Genomic DNA, 16,594 nt, shown 5'->3' with positions numbered 1-16,594 from the left:
CCGTGGACCACACGGGGTCCCTCCCCGCCCCACACCGCGGAGCCGCCCCCCCCCCCCCCCCCGGGCCCCCGTGTGGGGGGGCATCCCGCCGCGATAGGGCCGGTACTGACAACATAAAGCTTCAGGCAAGAAAAAGCCGCCTCGAAAGGCGGCTTGTTCAGATCACTCAGGCCTGTGGACGCATGTGCGGGAACAGGATCACGTCGCGGATCGACGGCGAGTTGGTCAGCAGCATCACCAGGCGGTCGATGCCGATGCCTTCACCGGCGGTCGGCGGCATGCCGTACTCCAGGGCACGGACGAAATCGGCGTCGTAGTGCATGGCTTCGTCGTCACCGGCGTCCTTTTCGGCCACCTGGGCCAGGAAGCGCTCGGCCTGGTCTTCGGCATCGTTGAGCTCGGAGTAGGCGTTGGCGATCTCGCGGCCACCGATGAACAGCTCGAAGCGGTCGGTAACGGCCGGGTTGTCGTCGTTGCGACGCGCCAGCGGCGAGACTTCGAACGGGTACTCGGTGATGAAGTGCGGCTGCTCCAGCTTGTGCTCGACCAGCTCTTCGAAAATCATCACCTGCAGCTTGCCCAGGCCCTCGTGGCCGAGCACCTTGGCGCCGGCCTTCTTGGCGATCTCGCGGGCGCGGTCGACGTCCTGCAGGTCGGCAGCGGTGAGCTCCGGGTTGTACTTGAGGATCGAGTCGAACACCGACAGGCGCACGAACGGCTCGCCGAAGTGGAACACCTTGTCGCCGTACGGCACGTCGGTGCTGCCCAGCACCAGCTGCGCCAGCTCGCGGAACAGTTCCTCGGTGAGGTCCATGTTGTCGCGGTAGTCGGCGTAGGCCTGGTAGAACTCGAGCATGGTGAATTCTGGGTTGTGACGAGTCGAAACGCCTTCGTTACGGAAGTTGCGGTTGATCTCGAACACTTTCTCGAAACCACCGACCACCAGGCGCTTGAGGTACAGCTCCGGGGCGATGCGCAGGAACATGGCCATGTCCAGCGCGTTGTGGTGGGTTTCGAACGGCTTGGCCGCGGCGCCGCCGGGGATGGTCTGCAGCATCGGGGTTTCCACTTCGAGGAAGTCGCGCTCGATGAGGAACTTGCGGATGTGCGAGATCACCTGCGAACGCACACGGAAGGTGTGGCGGGTTTCCTCGTTGACCATCAGGTCGACGTAGCGCTGGCGGTAGCGCTGCTCGGTGTCGGTCAGGCCGTGGTGCTTGTCCGGCAGCGGGCGCAGCGACTTGGTCAGCAGGCGCACGTTGGTCATCTCGACGTACAGGTCGCCCTTGCCGGAACGGGCCAGGGTGCCTTCGGCGCTGATGATGTCGCCCAGGTCCCAGGTCTTGACCGCCGCCAGGGTCTCTTCCGGCAGGGTCTTGCGGTTGACGTAGACCTGGATGCGGCCGGTCATGTCCTGGATGACCATGAACGAGCCACGGTTGAGCATGATGCGACCAGCAACCTTGACCGGGATGGCGGCTGCTTCCAGCTCTTCCTTGGTCTTGTCCGCGTACTGTTTCTGCAGGTCGTTGCAGTAGCTGTCGCGACGGAAGTCGTTGGGGAAGGCGTTGCCCTTGGCGCGCTCGGCGGCAAGTTTTTCCTTGCGCAGCGCGATCAGGGTGTTTTCTTCCTGTTGCAGGTCTTGCGCTTCGGTCTTGAGGTCGCTCATGTCGTCATTCTTTCCATCAGGTATTCGTTGCCCCTGTCGGGCAGGGCACGCAATACCGGGCAAAGGCCCGGTATTGCGGCGGTGGTGTGCGGTTTACAGCCCCTGCTTGAGGCTCGCTTCCAGGTACTCGTCGAGGTCGCCGTCGAGCACCTTCTGGCAGTCGCTGCGCTCGACACCGGTACGCAGGTCCTTGATGCGCGAGTCATCGAGTACATAGGAGCGGATCTGGTGACCCCAGCCGATGTCCGACTTGCTGTCTTCCAGGGCTTGCGAGGCGGCGTTGCGCTTCTGCATTTCCAGCTCGTACAACTTGGCCCGCAGCATTTTCATGGCGGTGTCCTTGTTGGCGTGCTGGGAACGTTCGTTCTGGCAGGCCACCACGGTGTTGGTCGGCACGTGGGTGATACGCACCGCCGAGTCGGTGGTGTTGACGTGCTGGCCACCGGCGCCGGAGGAGCGGTAGGTGTCGATGCGCAGGTCGGACGGGTTGATCTCGATCTCGACCTTGTCGTCGATCTCGGGCGAGACGAATACCGCCGAGAACGAGGTGTGGCGACGGGCGCCGGAGTCGAACGGGCTCTTGCGCACCAGGCGGTGCACGCCGATCTCGGTGCGCAGCCAGCCGAAGGCGTACTCACCCTTGATGTGCACGGTGGCGCCCTTGATGCCGGCGACTTCACCTTCGGAGAGTTCGATGATGGTGGCGTCGAAGCCGCGCTTGTCGGCCCAGCGCAGGTACATGCGCAGCAGGATGTTGGCCCAGTCCTGGGCCTCGGTGCCGCCGGAGCCGGCCTGGATGTCCAGGTAGGCGTTGTTCGGGTCCATCTCGCCGCTGAACATGCGACGGAACTCGAGCAGGGCGAGGGATTCCTCCAGCCCTTGCAACTCGGTCACGACATCGCTGACGGCGCCTTCGTCGTTTTCCTCGACCGCCATGTCGAGCAAGTCCTTGCAGTCACCCAGGCCGTTGGACAGTTTGTCGAGCGTTTCGACGACCTGCGCCAGCATGGCGCGCTCGCGGCCCAGGGCCTGGGCGTACTCGGGCTTGTTCCAGACGGCGGCGTCTTCCAGCTCGCGGTTTACTTCGACCAGACGATCATGTTTGTGATCGTAGTCAAAGATACCCCCGAATAGACTGGGAACGCTCGGTGAGGTCCTTGATGGTGTTCAGGATCGGTTGGATTTCCATGGGCGGGCAGCTCTCGTGCGAATTCGGTGAAAAGCCCGCGAGTATAACCGAGTCTGCGCCACGGCGGCAGACCCGCCGGGCGGTATCGCCGGGCGCAAGGGCCACCACTGCCCACAGATTGAATCAACGACCGACCTTCACCCCTTCAGCGCCTTCTTGGGATAGATATCGTACCGGCTGGATTTGCCCTCGAGGCTATGAGAAGGCTTGCCCCCCTCGATGATCGGCGCCTTGCGCGGCCGCTTGACCACCACCCGGTGGGTGGCCAGCGCCAGAGCGGCCTCGAGCAGGGCAGGCGCATCGAGGTCATCGCCGACCAGCGGCCTGAACACCCGCATCTCCTTCTTCACCAGCGCGCTCTTGTCGCGATGCGGGAACATCGGATCGAGGTAGATCACCTGCGGCGCCTCCCCCTCCCACGCACGCATGCGCTCGATGGCATTGCCCGTCAGCAGTTGCATGCGCGCGACGATCGGGCCGATTTCGGCATCCCCCCGCGCCCGCGCCAAACCGTCCTCCAGCAGCGCGGCAATCAACGGCTGGCGCTCGATCAGGGTCATCTCGCAGCCCAGGCTGGCCAGCACGAACGCGTCCTTGCCCAGCCCCGCCGTGGCATCGAGCACCCGCGGCCGCACGCCTTGGGCGATGCCGACCGCCTTGGCGATCATCTGCCCGTTGCCACCGCCGTACAACCGTCGATGCGCTGCCTGCCCCTCGACGAAATCCACCCGCACAGGCCCGGGCGCCTGCGGCCCCAGTTGCTGGATCTGCAAGCCCTCGGCGCCCAGTTGCACGGCAAACTCCGCCGCCTCGTCAACCAGCGGCAAGCCCAGTCGCTGCGCCCATGCCTCGGCCTGCGCCTGGAATTGCGCGGCCAACGCCTCGACCCTGATACCCGCCGCCTGTTGTTGCTCTAACATCGATTCGCGCACTCGAAAAAAATTAATGTAACCCCGGCCAGAGCCGATACAGGCAATATCCCGCTATTCTGCCAGAGCACAACGTCCGCGACTGCCATGTCAGACACTCTTCCCATTGGCTTGACCTACTTGTCGCCCGTCGGCAACTACGGTCGACAGAATACCCAGGCACTGGGTGGCGTCAGCCACCTGTGGCAGGATTTCTTTGCCCGCGCCATGGCAGAGCAACAGGAAGGCGAAGTCGACGGTTTCAGCCAGGCGCTGATGCAGTGCGACCAGGAGAGCGGCGAACCGATCGGCGGCGCCCGTGCCCTGGCCCTGATCGATGCCCAGCGCGCCCTGCCGGTTCACGACACCGAGGTGGCACCACCCGAGCCGCTGTTCCTGCCCAAGGCGGAACTCGAGGCCAAACTGCTGCCCCCTGCCCCCGAGCCCTTCGACACCGTCGAGTTGATCGAGCAGCAACGCCAGCTCGACATCGACAACAGCTGGGTGCGTCCAGTGGTCATGAGCCAGGGCCACCCCATCGCCGAGCCCGGCCCTGGCCCAACGCCACGCCCGCTGTTCCTGCCCATCGCCGAGTTCGAGACCGGCCTGCTCGACCCTGCGCCCGAGCCCTTCGACGACAGCACGCTGGCCAAACAGCAGAACGACCTGGAGTTCGATATCCACTGGGCCCGCCCGGTGGTGCTGAACAACGTGCGCCTGCACGCCTGAACCTCAGCGGCAGATCTGCCAGAAGCCCATGTCCGCATGGAAGTGATTGTGGTGGGCGGCGTTGTAGTCCGGCCCCAGCACCGTGCTGAAGCTTGCGCACGCCGCCTCCTGCACCTGGCGCAGGAAGTCCGCCTTGCGCCCATCTCCCTGCCAGTCCCGCGCCAACACGATGCGCTGGCCGTCCTGCAGGCGAAAACCACTGATATCCAGGGCATTGGCGCTGGCATGCTGGCTGAGCCGCCCTTGCTTGCGATGGTAGACGTTGCGGCAGGCAAAGCTGCCCAGGTGATCAACCTGGGTCACTGGCTGGCCGAACACCCGCTGCGCCGCCGGTTGCAACCCATGCACCTCGAACAGCGCATAGGCCACGGCCAACGGACAACTGGCGAGGAAGCTGCTGCTGAGCCGCGCCTGACCGCCTTCGACGCGCCAGACGTTGCGCAACGGGCAGTTGGCCGTCACCGGGCTGTCGCGTTGCTGCCGATAGCGCAATGACGAGGTCTGCAAGGCCTGACGGCACAGCTCGGGGTCGGCGCGCAGGCGCGACAGCTTGTAGGGTGTCAGCAGGTTCGGCGGCTGCCGCACATCCAGCACAGCCCACGGGTTCCAGGCATCCGCTGGGCGCCAACCGAGCCACCATGCAACAAGCACGGCCAGCAGCAGACTGGCCAGTACGGTCAACGTCTTGCCCATGCGGCCTCAGCGACGGAAGAGGTCATTGAGCTGAGCGAATGGCAATGCCTGCTCGCCATAACTGAACGTACCCTGCTCATGGATCTCCAGCGCGGCCCGCTGCAGAGCGCCCAGGGCGGCACGCGCCAGCGATGAGCCGACACTGATGCGCTTGACGCCCAGATCTTGCAACTGGTTCACGCTCAAGGGCACGCCCGCCATGCCCATCAGCACGTTCACCGGCCTTGGCGCCACGGCCTGCACCACCGCACGGATCTCATCGACGCTGCGCAGCCCCGGGGCATACAGCACATCGGCGCCGGCCTCGGCATAGGCTTGCAGCCTGCGAATGGTGTCATCCAGGTCGAGACGCCCGTGCAGCAGGTTCTCGGCGCGCGCGCAAAGGGTGAAGGGGAACGGCAGGCTGCGGGCAGCCTGCACGGCGGCGCGTACACGCGCCACGGACAGGTCGAAGTCGTAGATCGGCGCTTCGGCGCGGCCGCTGGCATCTTCGATCGAACCACCCACCAGCCCCGCCTCGGCGGCGCGCAGAAGGGTCTGTGCGCAGTCCTCGGGCAAATCGCCGAAGCCGTTTTCCAGGTCCGCCGCCACCGGCAATGGGGTGGCATCGACGATCGCCTGGGCGTTGCCCAGGGTTTCCTCGAGCGTCAGCGCGCCCTCGGCATCCGGCCGCCCCATGCTGAACGCCAGCCCCGCGCTGGTCGTGGCCAGCGCTTCATATCCCAGGCTAGCCAACAGCCGGGCGGAGCCGGCATCCCACGGGTTGGGGATGACGAACGCGCCATCTTGCTCATGCAGCGCCTTGAAGGCTTCGGCTCGCAGGGTTTGCACATCCATGGTTCAACCTCCCGGCAATCAGATCAAAGTAACCCCAGTTGTTCGACCTCAGGGGCGCGGGGCAATTCAGGCAGCGCTGCAAGGCCCGGCAGGCGAGCCATCAGCCGCTGGTGAAAACGCTGGGCCAGCGCCGCCGCCAGGCGATTGTCGGAAGTATGCAGGAACACGTAGGGGCTGCGGCCCTCTTCGATCCATGCAGCGACCTTGTCGATCCACGGCGTGAGGAACGCCTCGTTGGCCTCGAGCTGCGGGTGACCGATGAAACGCACCTGCGGAGACTGGCTGAAGGCCGCTGGGCGCGGCGGCACCTTGGGCTTCTTGGCCTGGGCATGGAGCACCGCGGGCTCGCGCGAGGTGCAACTGAACAACGCACGCGGATCCAGGCAGATACGCTCGACGCCACGTTCATGCAGCAGGCGATTGAGCTGACGCTCCTCCTCGCCCCGGGCGAAGAAGGCATCGTTGCGCACCTCCACCGCCAGGGGCACGCCGATCTCATCAAGAAAATACGCCAGCTCGCCCAGGCGCGACGGGCCGAACATTGCCGGCAACTGCAGCCAGTACGGCGCAACGCGCTCGCCCAGGGGCGCCATCAGCCGGGTGAAATCGACGGCCGCATCGAGTTGTTCGCGCAGGTCGCCGGCATGGCTTACATCGCCCGGAAACTTGGCCGTGAAGCGAAACCCCGACGGCATGATCTGCGCCCAACGCTCGACGGTCGCCGGCGCGGGACGGGCATAGAAGGTGGTATTGCCTTCAACGGCGTTGAATACCTGGCTGTAGAGCCCGAGGAACTCGCCGCTACGGGCGTCGGCGGGATAGAGGTACTCGCGCCAGGCGTTTTCAGCCCAGGACGGGCAACCGAGGAAATAAGGGAGGGGTGATGGCGTCATCCATCAAATGTACAGGTCCAGCCCCAGCACTTCCATCTCCCAGTCGGTGAAGCCGGCGGTGGTCAGGTAGCTGGCCAGGGCGGTGGAGGTTCGGCGGTTGCGGGCGCGGGGGAAGATCAGGTCCTGCTGCCGGGCGGGCAGGTTCTCGCCGCGACGGCTGGCGCGGCTGATCTGCGCGTCGATGTCCTCGATGATCTCGGCATCGGCTTCGTCGATGGCTTCGTCACGCGCTGGCGCCTTGCGTGGCGCACGCTTGATGGGGTAGCTCTGTGAGGAGAAGCCGTCGATACGCATGACAAAGGCACTCAGGATCAATGATGGCAATTTAGCAGCATCAGGAATCCTTCGCTAATGCCCGAACTGATAACTGGACCACAGTTCGCGCAAAAGGTTTTATCGTGAACGGCGATAGCCGACGAAATGCCTTCAACGCGCCTTGGGCGTAGCCACATTATCGCGCAGGTAGACCGGTTGCGCCTGTTCGGCGACCACCGCCTCGCCCCGTGCCCAGGCAAAGCCGGCCAGAGTGAGGATATCCAGGGCGCTAGGCAACGCGGCCGCATCGCTGGCAGAAACCTGCACGGCCAGGCGCTCGGCGTAGCCCCAGCCGGTACCGGCACCGAACCATGCCTCGCCCGGGCCTTGCGGCAGGGCCACGCGCTCTGGCGGCAGTACCGCCTCCTGGCCGATCAGGCGCATCTCGCCCTGTTCGGCGCGGTAACAACCCCAGTACACCTCGTCCATGCGCGCGTCGATGGCCGCGGCCACCTGCTGCACGCCACGCTCACGCAAGGCGCCCTGCGCCAGGGCCGCCAGGTTGGACGTTGGCAGTACCGGGCGTTCGAGGGCGAAAGCCAGGCCCTGGACCACGCCGATGGCGATACGCACGCCAGTGAAAGCGCCCGGGCCACGGCCAAAGGCGATGGCATCCAGCGCGCTCAGCGCCACGCCCGATTCGGCCAGCAACTGCTTGATCATCGGCAGCAGTTTCTGCGCGTGCATGCGCGGGATGACCTCGTAATGGCTGGTCACCTTGCCGTCATGCAACAGGGCGACGGAACAGGCTTCGGTAGCGGTATCCAGGGCCAGCAGGGTGGTCATCGAGCGAGGTATCCAGGCGACAGGGGAAAAGAGCGGCAGTATAAACGACAACGGCCCGCAAGCGGGCCGTCGTGACGCACGGTGACGGATCAGCTCAGGGCTGCCAGTACTTTGGCGGTGATCGATTCGACCGAACCGACGCCTTCGATGTGGCTGTACTTCGGCTTGCCGGCGTTGGCGGCCGACAGCTTCTGGTAGAAGTCCACCAGCGGCTTGGTCTGGCTGTGGTAGACCGACAGGCGGTGACGCACGGTTTCTTCCTTGTCGTCATCGCGCTGGATCAGGTCTTCGCCGGTGACGTCGTCCTTGCCTTCCACTTTCGGTGGGTTGTACTGGATGTGGTAGGTGCGGCCGGATGCCAGGTGCACGCGGCGGCCAGCCATGCGGCCGACGATTTCTTCGTCGTCCACGGCGATTTCGACCACGGCGTCGATGTCGACGCCGGCAGCGACCATGGCTTCAGCCTGCGGGATGGTGCGCGGGAAGCCGTCGAACAGGCAGCCGTTGGCGCAGTCAGCCTGCGCGATGCGCTCCTTGACCAGGCTGATGATCAGCTCGTCGGAGACCAGCTGGCCGGCATCCATGACCTTTTTCAGCTCCAGGCCCAGTGGGGTACCGGCCTTGACGGCGGCACGCAGCATGTCACCGGTGGAGATCTGGGGAATACCGAACTTCTCGGTGATGAACTTTGCCTGAGTACCTTTACCGGCCCCGGGAGCTCCCAGCAGAATTACGCGCATCTTGTGCTCCTCATATTTTTTATGCAAATCAACGGATTCGGCGCACAAGGCCAACTCCGGAAAAATCGGTCGAGACCGCAAAATCGGTCAAAAGGCTGCTCAAGATACACAGCGCCCGCCCCCCCGACAAGCGTCCCAAAGTGGCAGGAATGCGCCACTTGCAGCTTGCCGGGGGACAGGTTGCGCCGGGCGCAACCGGCCATGGAAGGAGCGGCCACGGCCAGCCCTGCCACTCACCGCGCCTACCCTCGGCCTAACTCAGCCGGTGTTGCGCAACCCGGCCGCGATCCCGGCCACCGTCACCAGCAAGGCCTGTTCCAACGGGCTGTCCAGAGCGGCTTCACGGCTGCGCGAGCGTGCCAGCAACTCGGCTTGCAGGCGGTGCAACGGGTCCAGGTAGGTGTTGCGCAGGCGGATGAATTCCAGGGTTTCCGGGCTGTGCGCCAGTAGCACCGACTGCCCGGTCAGCCCCAGTACCACTTGGCACGACTGCGACAATAGGTCGCGCAGGTGCGCGCCCAACGGCAGCAGTTCGGGTTGCACCAGACGTTCGTCGTAGGCCTCGGCGATCTGCGCATCGGCCTTGGCCAGGACCATCTCCAGCATGTCGATGCGGGTACGGAAGAACGGCCATTGTTCGCGCATCTGCGCCAGCAGCGTCCCCTGCCCGCGTGCCAGGGCATTGTTCAGCGCGGTCTCCCAGCCGAGCCAGGCCGGCAGCATCAGCCGTGTCTGGGTCCAGCCGAAGATCCAAGGGATCGCCCTCAGGCTTTCGATGCCGCCGGCGCGGCGCTTGGCCGGCCGGCTGCCCAGCGGCAGCCGGCCAAGCTCCTGCTCGGGGGTGGACTGGCGGAAGTACTCGACGAAGTCCGGATTCTCGCGCACCACGGCGCGGTAGGCCTTGACGCCGTCGGCGGCCAGCTGGTCCATCAGTGCGCGCCAGGCCGGCTCAGGCGGCGGCGGTGGCAACAGGGTCGCCTCCAGCACCGCGGCCAGATAAAGATTGAGGTTCTGCTCGGCGATGCCCGGCAGACCGAACTTGAAACGGATCATCTCACCCTGTTCGGTGGTGCGAAAACGCCCGCCCACCGAGCCCGGCGGCTGCGACAGGATCGCCGCGTGAGCAGGGCCACCGCCACGTCCCACCGTGCCACCGCGGCCATGGAACAGCAGCAGCTCGACCTGGTGTTCACGGCAGATGCGCACCAGGTTTTCCTGAGCACGGTACTGGGCCCAGGCCGCCGCCGTGGTGCCGGCATCCTTGGCCGAGTCGGAATAGCCGATCATCACCTCTTGCGGGCCCTGCAGCCCGGCGCGATAGCCCGGCAGCCCGAGCAGGCGCTCCATGACCGGGCCTGCATTGTCCAGGTCGGCCAGGGTCTCGAACAGGGGTACCACGCGCATCGACCGGGTCAACCCGGCCTCTTTGAGCAACAGCTGCACCGCCAGCACGTCGGACGCCGCGCCGGCCATGGATATCACGTACGAACCCAGCGACGCCGCCGGGGCCGCGGCGATTTCGCGGCAGGTGGCGAGTACTTCGGCGGTATCGGCCTGGGGCTGGAAGTGCGCCGGCAGCAACGGGCGGCGATTCTTCAGCTCGGTCTGGAGGAAGGTGATGCGTCGCTCTTCGTCCCACTCGGCATAGCGGCCGAGCCCGAGGTAGTCGGTGATTTCCGACAGCGCATCGCGATGGCGGGCAGCGTCCTGACGCACATCCAGGCGCACCAGGAACAGACCAAACGTCACCGCCCGGCGCAGGCAGTCGAGCAACGGGCCGTCGGCAATCACGCCCATGCCGCACTCATGCAGCGACTGGTAGCACAGCTCCAACGGCGCGATAAGGTCGCGATTGTCCACCAGCACCGCCGCGCTGGCCGGCTGCGTCGCGGCCAACGAGGCGTGGGCCCAGGCGCGGGTGGCACGCAGGCGGTCGCGCAACTGCTTGAGCAGCGCCCGGTAAGGTTCGGCGCTGTCCCCGACCTTTTCCTTGAGTGCGGCGCTGGCCTGCTGCATGGACAGCTCGGCGGCCAGGTAGTCGATATCACGCAGGAACAGGTCGGCGGCCATCCAGCGCGCCAGCAGCAGCACTTCGCGGGTTACCGCCGCCGTGACATTGGGGTTGCCGTCACGATCACCGCCCATCCAGGAAGCAAAGCGAACCGGCGCCGCCTCCAGTGGCAGGTGCAGCCCGGTCGCCTCGAACAGTGCCGTGTCGACCTTGCGCAGGTGGTTGGGCACCGCCTGCCACAATGAATGCTCGATCACCGCGAAGCCCCACTTGGCCTCGTCCACCGGCGTCGGCCGGGTCCTGCGGATTTCCTCGGTGTGCCAGGACTCGGCGATCAACCGGCGCAGGCGCTCGCGCACCTGCTGGCGCTCGGCGGGGATGAGGTCGCGGTGGTCCTGCGCGGCCAGCTGCGCGGCAATGGCGTCGTACTTCTGGATCAACGTACGCCGGGCCACCTCGGTGGGGTGCGCGGTAAGCACCAGCTCGATGTGCAACTTGCCCAGTTGCCGGGCCAGCTCATCGTTGCCATGGCCAGCCGCCTTCAGGCGCGCCAGCAATTCGGGGAGCACGCGGGCCTCGAAAGGTTCGGGCTGGCCGGCGTCACGGCGGCGGATCAGCTGGTACTGCTCGGCGATGTTGGCCAGGTTGAGGAACTGGTTGAACGCCCGCGCCACCGGCAGCAGGTCCTCCTCGGCCAGATCGCCCAGGGTCGAGCTCAGTTGCTCGCCCGCCTCGCGCCGGTCGGCCTTGGCGCTGTGGCGGATGTCCTCGATCTTCTGCAGGAACGCCTCGCCATGCTGCTGGCGGATGGTCTCGCCAAGCAGTTCTCCCAAAAGGTGCACATCCTCGCGCAAGCGCAGATCGATATCACTCATCAGCCTTCTCCACTCCAGGAAACCGCATGCGCCCAAGAGTGCCCACTCGCGCCCGCCCCTGGCAAGCCGCGAGCCGCCAAAGCAACTAAAGTAAACACAGGTCATCCGAAGCAATGCCACTCCAGGCTTTGACAGAGGTCATCATGAAAATTCGCCAACTCGCCCAGCACTGGGAACAGAACGCCGCCGGCCGCCTGAGCCCCACCGGCCATGTCCTGCACCTGGACATGGAAGCAGAAGCGCGCCTGGCCGCGCTGATCGACATGTACCCCAAGCGCAGCCCCGAGGAACTCCTGGGCGAGCTGGTGGCGGCGGCACTGGAAGAGCTCGAGGCCAGCTTCCCCTACGTCAAGGGCCAGCAGGTGATCGCCACCGATGAGGAAGGCGACCCGTTGTACGAGGACATCGGCCCTACGCCGCGCTTCCTGGCCCTTTCCAGGCGCCATCTGCAGGCCCTTGGCCGGGTACGGAAAGACCCCTCGCACTGAGCCCTTGCGGGTGCCGGGCACCGCCCGGCATACCGTCATTTGCAGCGGAAGTTCCAGGCGAAATCCGCTGACTGATTAGTCAGAAAAAAATACCTTTAGCGTGCAAATTTTTCTGAACTATTCAAAAACCGCTTCGGTCACAGCCAATAGCCATCACGGCAAAACCCTGTAAACACGGGCCTTTGCGCCCGACGCTGGCAACAGGGGAACAGCGATTGTCACTGCGTGGCATCGTCGTTTAACAGGAGTGACCCAATGGAGTTGACCACCATGAAGACCCGCATCGCACAACCTTCCTCCACTCATCTGCGCGGGCTCAAGCTGGCCGCGCTGGCCCTGGGCAGCAGCCTGGTGCTGGCCGGCTGCGCGGGCAAGCCGCCTACCGAGCAGTACGCTGTGACCCAATCGGCGGTCAACTCGGCAGTCAGCGCCGGTGGCACCGAGTTCGCAGCAGTGGAAATGAAGGCTGCCCAGGACAAGTTCAAGAAGGCCGAAATCGCCATGCACGACAAGAAGTATGACGATGCCAAGCTGCTGGCCGAGCAGGCCGAATGGGACGCCCGCCTTGCCGAGCGCAAAGCCCAGGCGGCCAAGGCCCAGAAGGCCGTGCAGGATGCCCGCCAGGGCGTCCAGGACGTACGTGAGGAAGGCCTGCGCAGCGCTGAATAAGCCTGCCCTGCCTCTATAGCCTTCGTTTAAAGATCAAAGGATGAACACTATGCGCAACTACGTCATGATTCCCGCCCTGCTGGCCCTGAGCGTCGGCCTTGCCGCCTGCTCCCACGACCCTAACGCCAACCTCGAGTCGGCCCGCACCAATTTCTCCGCCCTGCAGAGCGATCCGCAGTCGAGCAAGGTGGCCGCGCTCGAGACCAAGGACGCCCAGGACTGGCTGAACAAGGCCGACAAGGCCTACATGGATCGCGAGGATGAGAAGAAGGTCGACCAGCTCGCCTACCTCACCAATCAACGCGTCGAAGTGGCCAAGCAGACCATCGCGCTGCGCACCGCGGAAGGTGAACTGAAAAACGCCGCGGCACAACGCGCCCAGGCCAAACTTGACGCCCGCGATGCGCAGATCAAGAAACTGCAGGACAGCCTCAACGCCAAGCAGACCGACCGTGGCACCCTGGTGACCTTCGGCGATGTACTGTTCGACTTCAACAAGGCCGAGCTCAAGAGCAGCGCCTACCCCAACGTCACCAAACTGGCGCAGTTCCTCCAGGAAAACCCTGAGCGCAAGGTGATCGTCGAGGGCTACACCGACAGCGTCGGTTCGGCCAACTACAACCAGACCCTCTCCGAACGTCGCGCCGCCGCGGTGCGCATGGCACTGGTGCGTGCCGGCGTGGACCCTGCGCGCATCGTCGCCCAGGGTTATGGCAAGGAGTATCCGGTAGCGGACAACGGCAGCAACTCGGGCCGTGCGCAGAACCGTCGGGTGGAAGTGACCATCTCCAACGACAACCAACCGGTGGCGCCACGTTCGGTCAGCCAGATCCAGTAAACCGTTGCTAGCTGAACGAAAACCCCGCCTTGATGGCGGGGTTTTTCGTTCGTATCGATCAAAGCGTTCGCCAAGCCACTTACGCAAACGCCCCGAACAAAGTCGGGGCGTTTGCCTGGCGCACGTCAGTGACTACTGGAACAGCGACTCGCTGGACAAGCCATTCTTCTCGAGAATCTCGCGCAGGCGCTTCAGGCCTTCGACCTGGATCTGCCGCACCCGCTCACGGGTCAGGCCGATCTCCAGCCCGACATCCTCCAGGGTACTGCTTTCATGCCCACGCAGGCCGAAACGCCGAACCACCACCTCACGCTGCTTGTCGGTCAACTCGCCCAGCCACTGGTCGATGCTCTGCGACAGGTCATCATCCTGCAGCAGTTCGCATGGGTCGGTGGGACGGTCATCGGTGAGGGTGTCGAGCAGCGTCTTGTCAGAGTCGGGCCCCAGCGAAACATCCACCGAGGACACCCGCTCGTTCAGGCCGAGCATGCGCTTGACCTCGGCCACTGGCTTCTCCAGCAGGCTGGCGATCTCCTCAGGCGACGGCTCGTGGTCGAGCTTTTGCGTAAGCTCGCGGGCGGCGCGCAGGTAGACGTTGAGTTCCTTGACCACGTGAATGGGCAGGCGGATGGTGCGGGTCTGGTTCATGATCGCCCGCTCGATGGTCTGGCGGATCCACCAGGTCGCGTAGGTCGAGAAGCGGAAACCGCGTTCAGGATCGAACTTCTCCACCGCACGGATCAGGCCCAGGTTGCCTTCCTCGATCAGGTCGAGCAGCGACAGGCCACGATTGACGTAACGGCGGGCAATCTTGACCACCAGGCGCAGGTTGCTTTCGATCATGCGCTTGCGCCCGGCAGGGTCGCCTTTTTGCGACAGGCGCGCGAAATGCACTTCTTCCTCTGGTGAAAGCAGAGGCGAGAAGCCGATTTCGTTGAGATACAGTTGGGTCGCGTCAAGTGCCCGACTGTAGTCGATGTACTTGTGCTGCTTGAGCGACGCGCCCTGTTTCGACTTGGTCCGAACCGAAGGTACAGCAGGTTCGTCTGACACCACATCCGTTTCCAAAACGATGCCCGTCTCCATCAGAAGCAGGTCATCGTCGATGTCAAACTCCGGCACTTCTTTACTGAGAGCCATTGTTATAGTCCTTTGCTGAGTTCGAACTCAGACTCGAGCGTCACCCTTCCATGGCAGCGCTGGAGCCTGTCCCCTCTACATCCAAGGAACAGGCCGGGACAATGATCAACGGCGTGGCAGGAACTGGAGAGGATCGACGGGTTTGCCCTGGCGGCGAATCTCGAAATGCAGCTTCACCCGATCAGTGCCCGTGGACCCCATTTCTGCGATCGTCTGCCCTGCCTTGACCTGCTGCCCCTCCCGAACCAAAAGCCTGCGGTTGTGACCGTAGGCACTGACGTAGGTATCGCTGTGTTTGATGATGATGAGCTCGCCATAGCCCCTCAAGCCACTGCCGGCGTAGACCACCGCTCCATCAGACGCAGCAAAAACAGGCTGTCCCAAATCACCGGCGATATCAATGCCTTTATTCAAACTACCGTTTGAAGCGAATTTTCCAATCAGCACGCCATTCGCCGGCCACGTCCAACCGCCAACCGCGCGCTCTGCGGCGGGCACCTGGGCAACCGTTTGCGAGGTGGTGGAAGGGGCAGTTGTGGCACTTTTGCCATTGCTGGTTGCCGGCGCCGTAGTGGCAACCGGCCGGCGGATCACGGTGGTCCGGCTCGATGAAGAAGCGCTGCCGACGACCGTCGTGCTGCCCCCCGCGCCGCTGCTGAAACGGATCGGCTGGCCCGGGCGGATGGTGTAGGGGGCGGGAATATTGTTGCGTGCCGCCAGCTCCTTGTAGTCCCAACCGTAGCGGAAGGCAATGGAGAACAGCGTGTCGCCGGGTTTGACGATGTACTGCCCCGAGGTGACAGTCGGACGCTTGGGCGCGGCGTTGTTGCGGTCGACCACGCGGGCGCCGTTCGAGCTGGTGCTGGAACAGCCAGCCAGCAGGGTCCCCATGGCCAGCGCGATCACCAGAAGCTTCAAAACCGACCGATCCTTGCGCTGCCGCATGCCTGTGTGACCCACCCGCGCTCCCCTCATGCTGTCAAAAAATGACGATACAAAAATGCAATATTGTTTCAATTATAACCGAGCCACCCTGCTTGGGGTGACTCGCTGTTGGCCTGATCCAGTACGAAAAGCGCCACGCCAGATAGACAGGGCCCGGGCGCAAGAATTCGTCGTCGCCGCAAATATTCCGTTACGCCGCTCAGGCCAGTGGGCCATTGAGCAGCGGCACGAAGCGCACGGCGCCGAGTACCCGCCGCGAGAAGCCATGCTCTTCGCGCACGATCAGCATCAGTTGCTGGGTCTCCCCCGCCGGCCCGACCGGGATCACCATGCGTCCACCGGGCGCCAGCTGATCGAGCAGTGCCTGCGGCACTTCAGGCGCGACTGCGGTGACGATGATGCCGTTGTAAGGCGCCAACGCCGGCCAACCTTCGCAGCCGTCGCCCCAACGGAACACCACGTTGCGCAGGTTGAGCTCGACCAGGCGCTCCTTGGCCCGGTCCTGCAGCACCTTGATGCGCTCCACCGAGAACACCCGCTCGACCAGCTGGGCCAGGATCGCGGTCTGGTAGCCCGAGCCGGTGCCGATCTCCAGCACCTTGTCCAGGGGGCCTGCCTCCAGCAACAGCTCGCTCATGTGCGCGACCATGAACGGCTGGGAGATCGTCTGGTTGTGGCCGATCGGCAGCGCCGTGTCTTCATAGGCGCGATGGGCCAGGGCTTCATCGACGAACAGGTGGCGCGGGGTGCGACGAATGGCCTCGAGTACCTTGGCGTTCGACACGCCTTCTTCATAGAGCCGCTGGATCAGCCGCTCCCGGGTACGCTGGGAGGTCATGCCGATGCCGCGGCGCTGCAGATCGTCCTGT

The 16,594-nt window shown here is 64.6% G+C and carries 17 protein-coding genes; 4 read left to right on the top strand and 13 right to left on the bottom strand.

Annotated elements, in window-relative coordinates; translation table 11 throughout:
- Window positions 1-166: 166 nt before the first annotated feature.
- From lysS to ACVWY1_RS23830, 3 genes are all read right to left on the bottom strand, one after another.
- Window positions 167-1,669, bottom strand: coding sequence for a lysine--tRNA ligase (gene lysS, locus ACVWY1_RS23840; RefSeq protein WP_023630948.1), 1,503 nt, complete (start codon window positions 1,667-1,669; stop codon window positions 167-169).
- Window positions 1,670-1,762: 93 nt separating this feature from the next.
- Window positions 1,763-2,858, bottom strand: a protein-coding gene (gene prfB / locus ACVWY1_RS23835; RefSeq protein WP_156177510.1) for a peptide chain release factor 2 whose coding sequence is annotated in 2 segments (ribosomal slippage) — window positions 1,763-2,785 and window positions 2,787-2,858 — 1,095 coding nt in all. Because the reading frame shifts where the segments join, the coding sequence is not laid out codon by codon here.
- Window positions 2,859-2,995: 137 nt separating this feature from the next.
- Window positions 2,996-3,778 (bottom strand): class I SAM-dependent methyltransferase, encoded by a 783-nt coding sequence (locus ACVWY1_RS23830; protein ID WP_038706674.1) that lies wholly within the window; start codon window positions 3,776-3,778, stop codon window positions 2,996-2,998.
- A 96-nt stretch (window positions 3,779-3,874) separates the two neighbouring features.
- Here ACVWY1_RS23830 and ACVWY1_RS23825 point away from each other — a divergent pair, with 96 nt between their 5' ends.
- On the top strand, window positions 3,875-4,495 hold the full coding sequence (locus ACVWY1_RS23825) for a hypothetical protein (RefSeq protein WP_046854420.1): 621 nt from the start codon (window positions 3,875-3,877) through the stop codon (window positions 4,493-4,495).
- Window positions 4,496-4,498: 3 nt separating this feature from the next.
- On the opposite strand, the gene ACVWY1_RS23820 is transcribed toward ACVWY1_RS23825, so the two are convergent.
- From ACVWY1_RS23820 to ppc, 7 genes are all read right to left on the bottom strand, one after another.
- Window positions 4,499-5,188 carry an extensin-like domain-containing protein gene (locus ACVWY1_RS23820; protein ID WP_457378831.1) on the bottom strand — a complete coding sequence of 230 codons (690 nt, stop codon included), beginning with the start codon at window positions 5,186-5,188 and terminating at the stop codon, window positions 4,499-4,501.
- A 6-nt stretch (window positions 5,189-5,194) separates the two neighbouring features.
- Window positions 5,195-6,025, bottom strand: coding sequence for an isocitrate lyase/PEP mutase family protein (locus ACVWY1_RS23815; RefSeq protein ID WP_457378830.1), 831 nt, complete (start codon window positions 6,023-6,025; stop codon window positions 5,195-5,197).
- Window positions 6,026-6,048: 23 nt separating this feature from the next.
- A complete protein-coding gene (locus tag ACVWY1_RS23810; protein ID WP_110701908.1) occupies window positions 6,049-6,918 on the bottom strand; it encodes a DUF72 domain-containing protein in 870 nt (289 codons plus the stop codon).
- Between the two features lie 3 nt (window positions 6,919-6,921).
- Complete coding sequence (locus ACVWY1_RS23805) at window positions 6,922-7,212, bottom strand: hypothetical protein (RefSeq protein WP_038707592.1); 291 nt, start codon at window positions 7,210-7,212, stop codon at window positions 6,922-6,924.
- 132 nt (window positions 7,213-7,344) lie between these two features.
- Complete coding sequence (tsaB, locus tag ACVWY1_RS23800) at window positions 7,345-8,019, bottom strand: tRNA (adenosine(37)-N6)-threonylcarbamoyltransferase complex dimerization subunit type 1 TsaB (RefSeq protein ID WP_102684073.1); 675 nt, start codon at window positions 8,017-8,019, stop codon at window positions 7,345-7,347.
- Between the two features lie 89 nt (window positions 8,020-8,108).
- Complete coding sequence (gene adk, locus ACVWY1_RS23795; RefSeq protein WP_023632584.1) at window positions 8,109-8,759, bottom strand: adenylate kinase; 651 nt, start codon at window positions 8,757-8,759, stop codon at window positions 8,109-8,111.
- A gap of 258 nt (window positions 8,760-9,017) precedes the next feature.
- Window positions 9,018-11,645 (bottom strand): phosphoenolpyruvate carboxylase, encoded by a 2,628-nt coding sequence (ppc, locus tag ACVWY1_RS23790; RefSeq protein ID WP_139669221.1) that lies wholly within the window; start codon window positions 11,643-11,645, stop codon window positions 9,018-9,020.
- A 143-nt stretch (window positions 11,646-11,788) separates the two neighbouring features.
- Here ppc and ACVWY1_RS23785 point away from each other — a divergent pair, with 143 nt between their 5' ends.
- The 3 genes from ACVWY1_RS23785 to ACVWY1_RS23775 all read left to right on the top strand — a co-directional run bounded on the left by ACVWY1_RS23785 (window position 11,789) and on the right by ACVWY1_RS23775 (window position 13,640).
- The gene (locus tag ACVWY1_RS23785; protein ID WP_102684070.1) at window positions 11,789-12,133 is read left to right on the top strand and encodes a pilin assembly protein; all 345 of its coding nucleotides are present in this window, start codon (window positions 11,789-11,791) and stop codon (window positions 12,131-12,133) included.
- 255 nt (window positions 12,134-12,388) lie between these two features.
- Window positions 12,389-12,802, top strand: a complete 414-nt coding sequence (locus ACVWY1_RS23780; RefSeq protein ID WP_046854413.1) for a DUF4398 domain-containing protein — start codon at window positions 12,389-12,391, stop codon at window positions 12,800-12,802.
- Between the two features lie 49 nt (window positions 12,803-12,851).
- Complete coding sequence (locus ACVWY1_RS23775) at window positions 12,852-13,640, top strand: OmpA family protein (protein WP_139669215.1); 789 nt, start codon at window positions 12,852-12,854, stop codon at window positions 13,638-13,640.
- A gap of 132 nt (window positions 13,641-13,772) precedes the next feature.
- On the opposite strand, the gene rpoS is transcribed toward ACVWY1_RS23775, so the two are convergent.
- The 3 genes from rpoS to ACVWY1_RS23760 form a co-directional block, all read right to left on the bottom strand.
- Window positions 13,773-14,780 carry an RNA polymerase sigma factor RpoS gene (gene rpoS, locus ACVWY1_RS23770; protein ID WP_011535249.1) on the bottom strand — a complete coding sequence of 336 codons (1,008 nt, stop codon included), beginning with the start codon at window positions 14,778-14,780 and terminating at the stop codon, window positions 13,773-13,775.
- A 105-nt stretch (window positions 14,781-14,885) separates the two neighbouring features.
- Window positions 14,886-15,740 carry a peptidoglycan DD-metalloendopeptidase family protein gene (locus ACVWY1_RS23765; RefSeq protein WP_102684066.1) on the bottom strand — a complete coding sequence of 285 codons (855 nt, stop codon included), beginning with the start codon at window positions 15,738-15,740 and terminating at the stop codon, window positions 14,886-14,888.
- Between the two features lie 184 nt (window positions 15,741-15,924).
- Window positions 15,925-16,563 (bottom strand): protein-L-isoaspartate(D-aspartate) O-methyltransferase, encoded by a 639-nt coding sequence (locus tag ACVWY1_RS23760; protein ID WP_162175259.1) that lies wholly within the window; start codon window positions 16,561-16,563, stop codon window positions 15,925-15,927.
- Window positions 16,564-16,594 lie beyond the last annotated feature (31 nt).

The organism is Pseudomonas sp. TE6288 (assembly GCF_054062095.1).
This window is presented reverse-complemented; position numbering and strand designations above follow the sequence as displayed.

Coding starts and splice junctions, on each gene's coding strand:
- lysS (WP_023630948.1), bottom strand. CDS start 1,669: ATGAGCGACCTCAAGACCGAAGCGCAAGACCTGCAACAGGAAGAAAAC.
- ACVWY1_RS23830 (WP_038706674.1), bottom strand. CDS start 3,778: ATGTTAGAGCAACAACAGGCGGCGGGTATCAGGGTCGAGGCGTTGGCC.
- ACVWY1_RS23825 (WP_046854420.1), top strand. CDS start 3,875: ATGTCAGACACTCTTCCCATTGGCTTGACCTACTTGTCGCCCGTCGGC.
- ACVWY1_RS23820 (WP_457378831.1), bottom strand. CDS start 5,188: ATGGGCAAGACGTTGACCGTACTGGCCAGTCTGCTGCTGGCCGTGCTT.
- ACVWY1_RS23815 (WP_457378830.1), bottom strand. CDS start 6,025: ATGGATGTGCAAACCCTGCGAGCCGAAGCCTTCAAGGCGCTGCATGAG.
- ACVWY1_RS23810 (WP_110701908.1), bottom strand. CDS start 6,918: ATGACGCCATCACCCCTCCCTTATTTCCTCGGTTGCCCGTCCTGGGCT.
- ACVWY1_RS23805 (WP_038707592.1), bottom strand. CDS start 7,212: ATGCGTATCGACGGCTTCTCCTCACAGAGCTACCCCATCAAGCGTGCG.
- tsaB (WP_102684073.1), bottom strand. CDS start 8,019: ATGACCACCCTGCTGGCCCTGGATACCGCTACCGAAGCCTGTTCCGTC.
- adk (WP_023632584.1), bottom strand. CDS start 8,759: ATGCGCGTAATTCTGCTGGGAGCTCCCGGGGCCGGTAAAGGTACTCAG.
- ppc (WP_139669221.1), bottom strand. CDS start 11,645: ATGAGTGATATCGATCTGCGCTTGCGCGAGGATGTGCACCTTTTGGGA.
- ACVWY1_RS23785 (WP_102684070.1), top strand. CDS start 11,789: ATGAAAATTCGCCAACTCGCCCAGCACTGGGAACAGAACGCCGCCGGC.
- ACVWY1_RS23780 (WP_046854413.1), top strand. CDS start 12,389: ATGGAGTTGACCACCATGAAGACCCGCATCGCACAACCTTCCTCCACT.
- ACVWY1_RS23775 (WP_139669215.1), top strand. CDS start 12,852: ATGCGCAACTACGTCATGATTCCCGCCCTGCTGGCCCTGAGCGTCGGC.
- rpoS (WP_011535249.1), bottom strand. CDS start 14,780: ATGGCTCTCAGTAAAGAAGTGCCGGAGTTTGACATCGACGATGACCTG.
- ACVWY1_RS23760 (WP_162175259.1), bottom strand. CDS start 16,563: ATGACCTCCCAGCGTACCCGGGAGCGGCTGATCCAGCGGCTCTATGAA.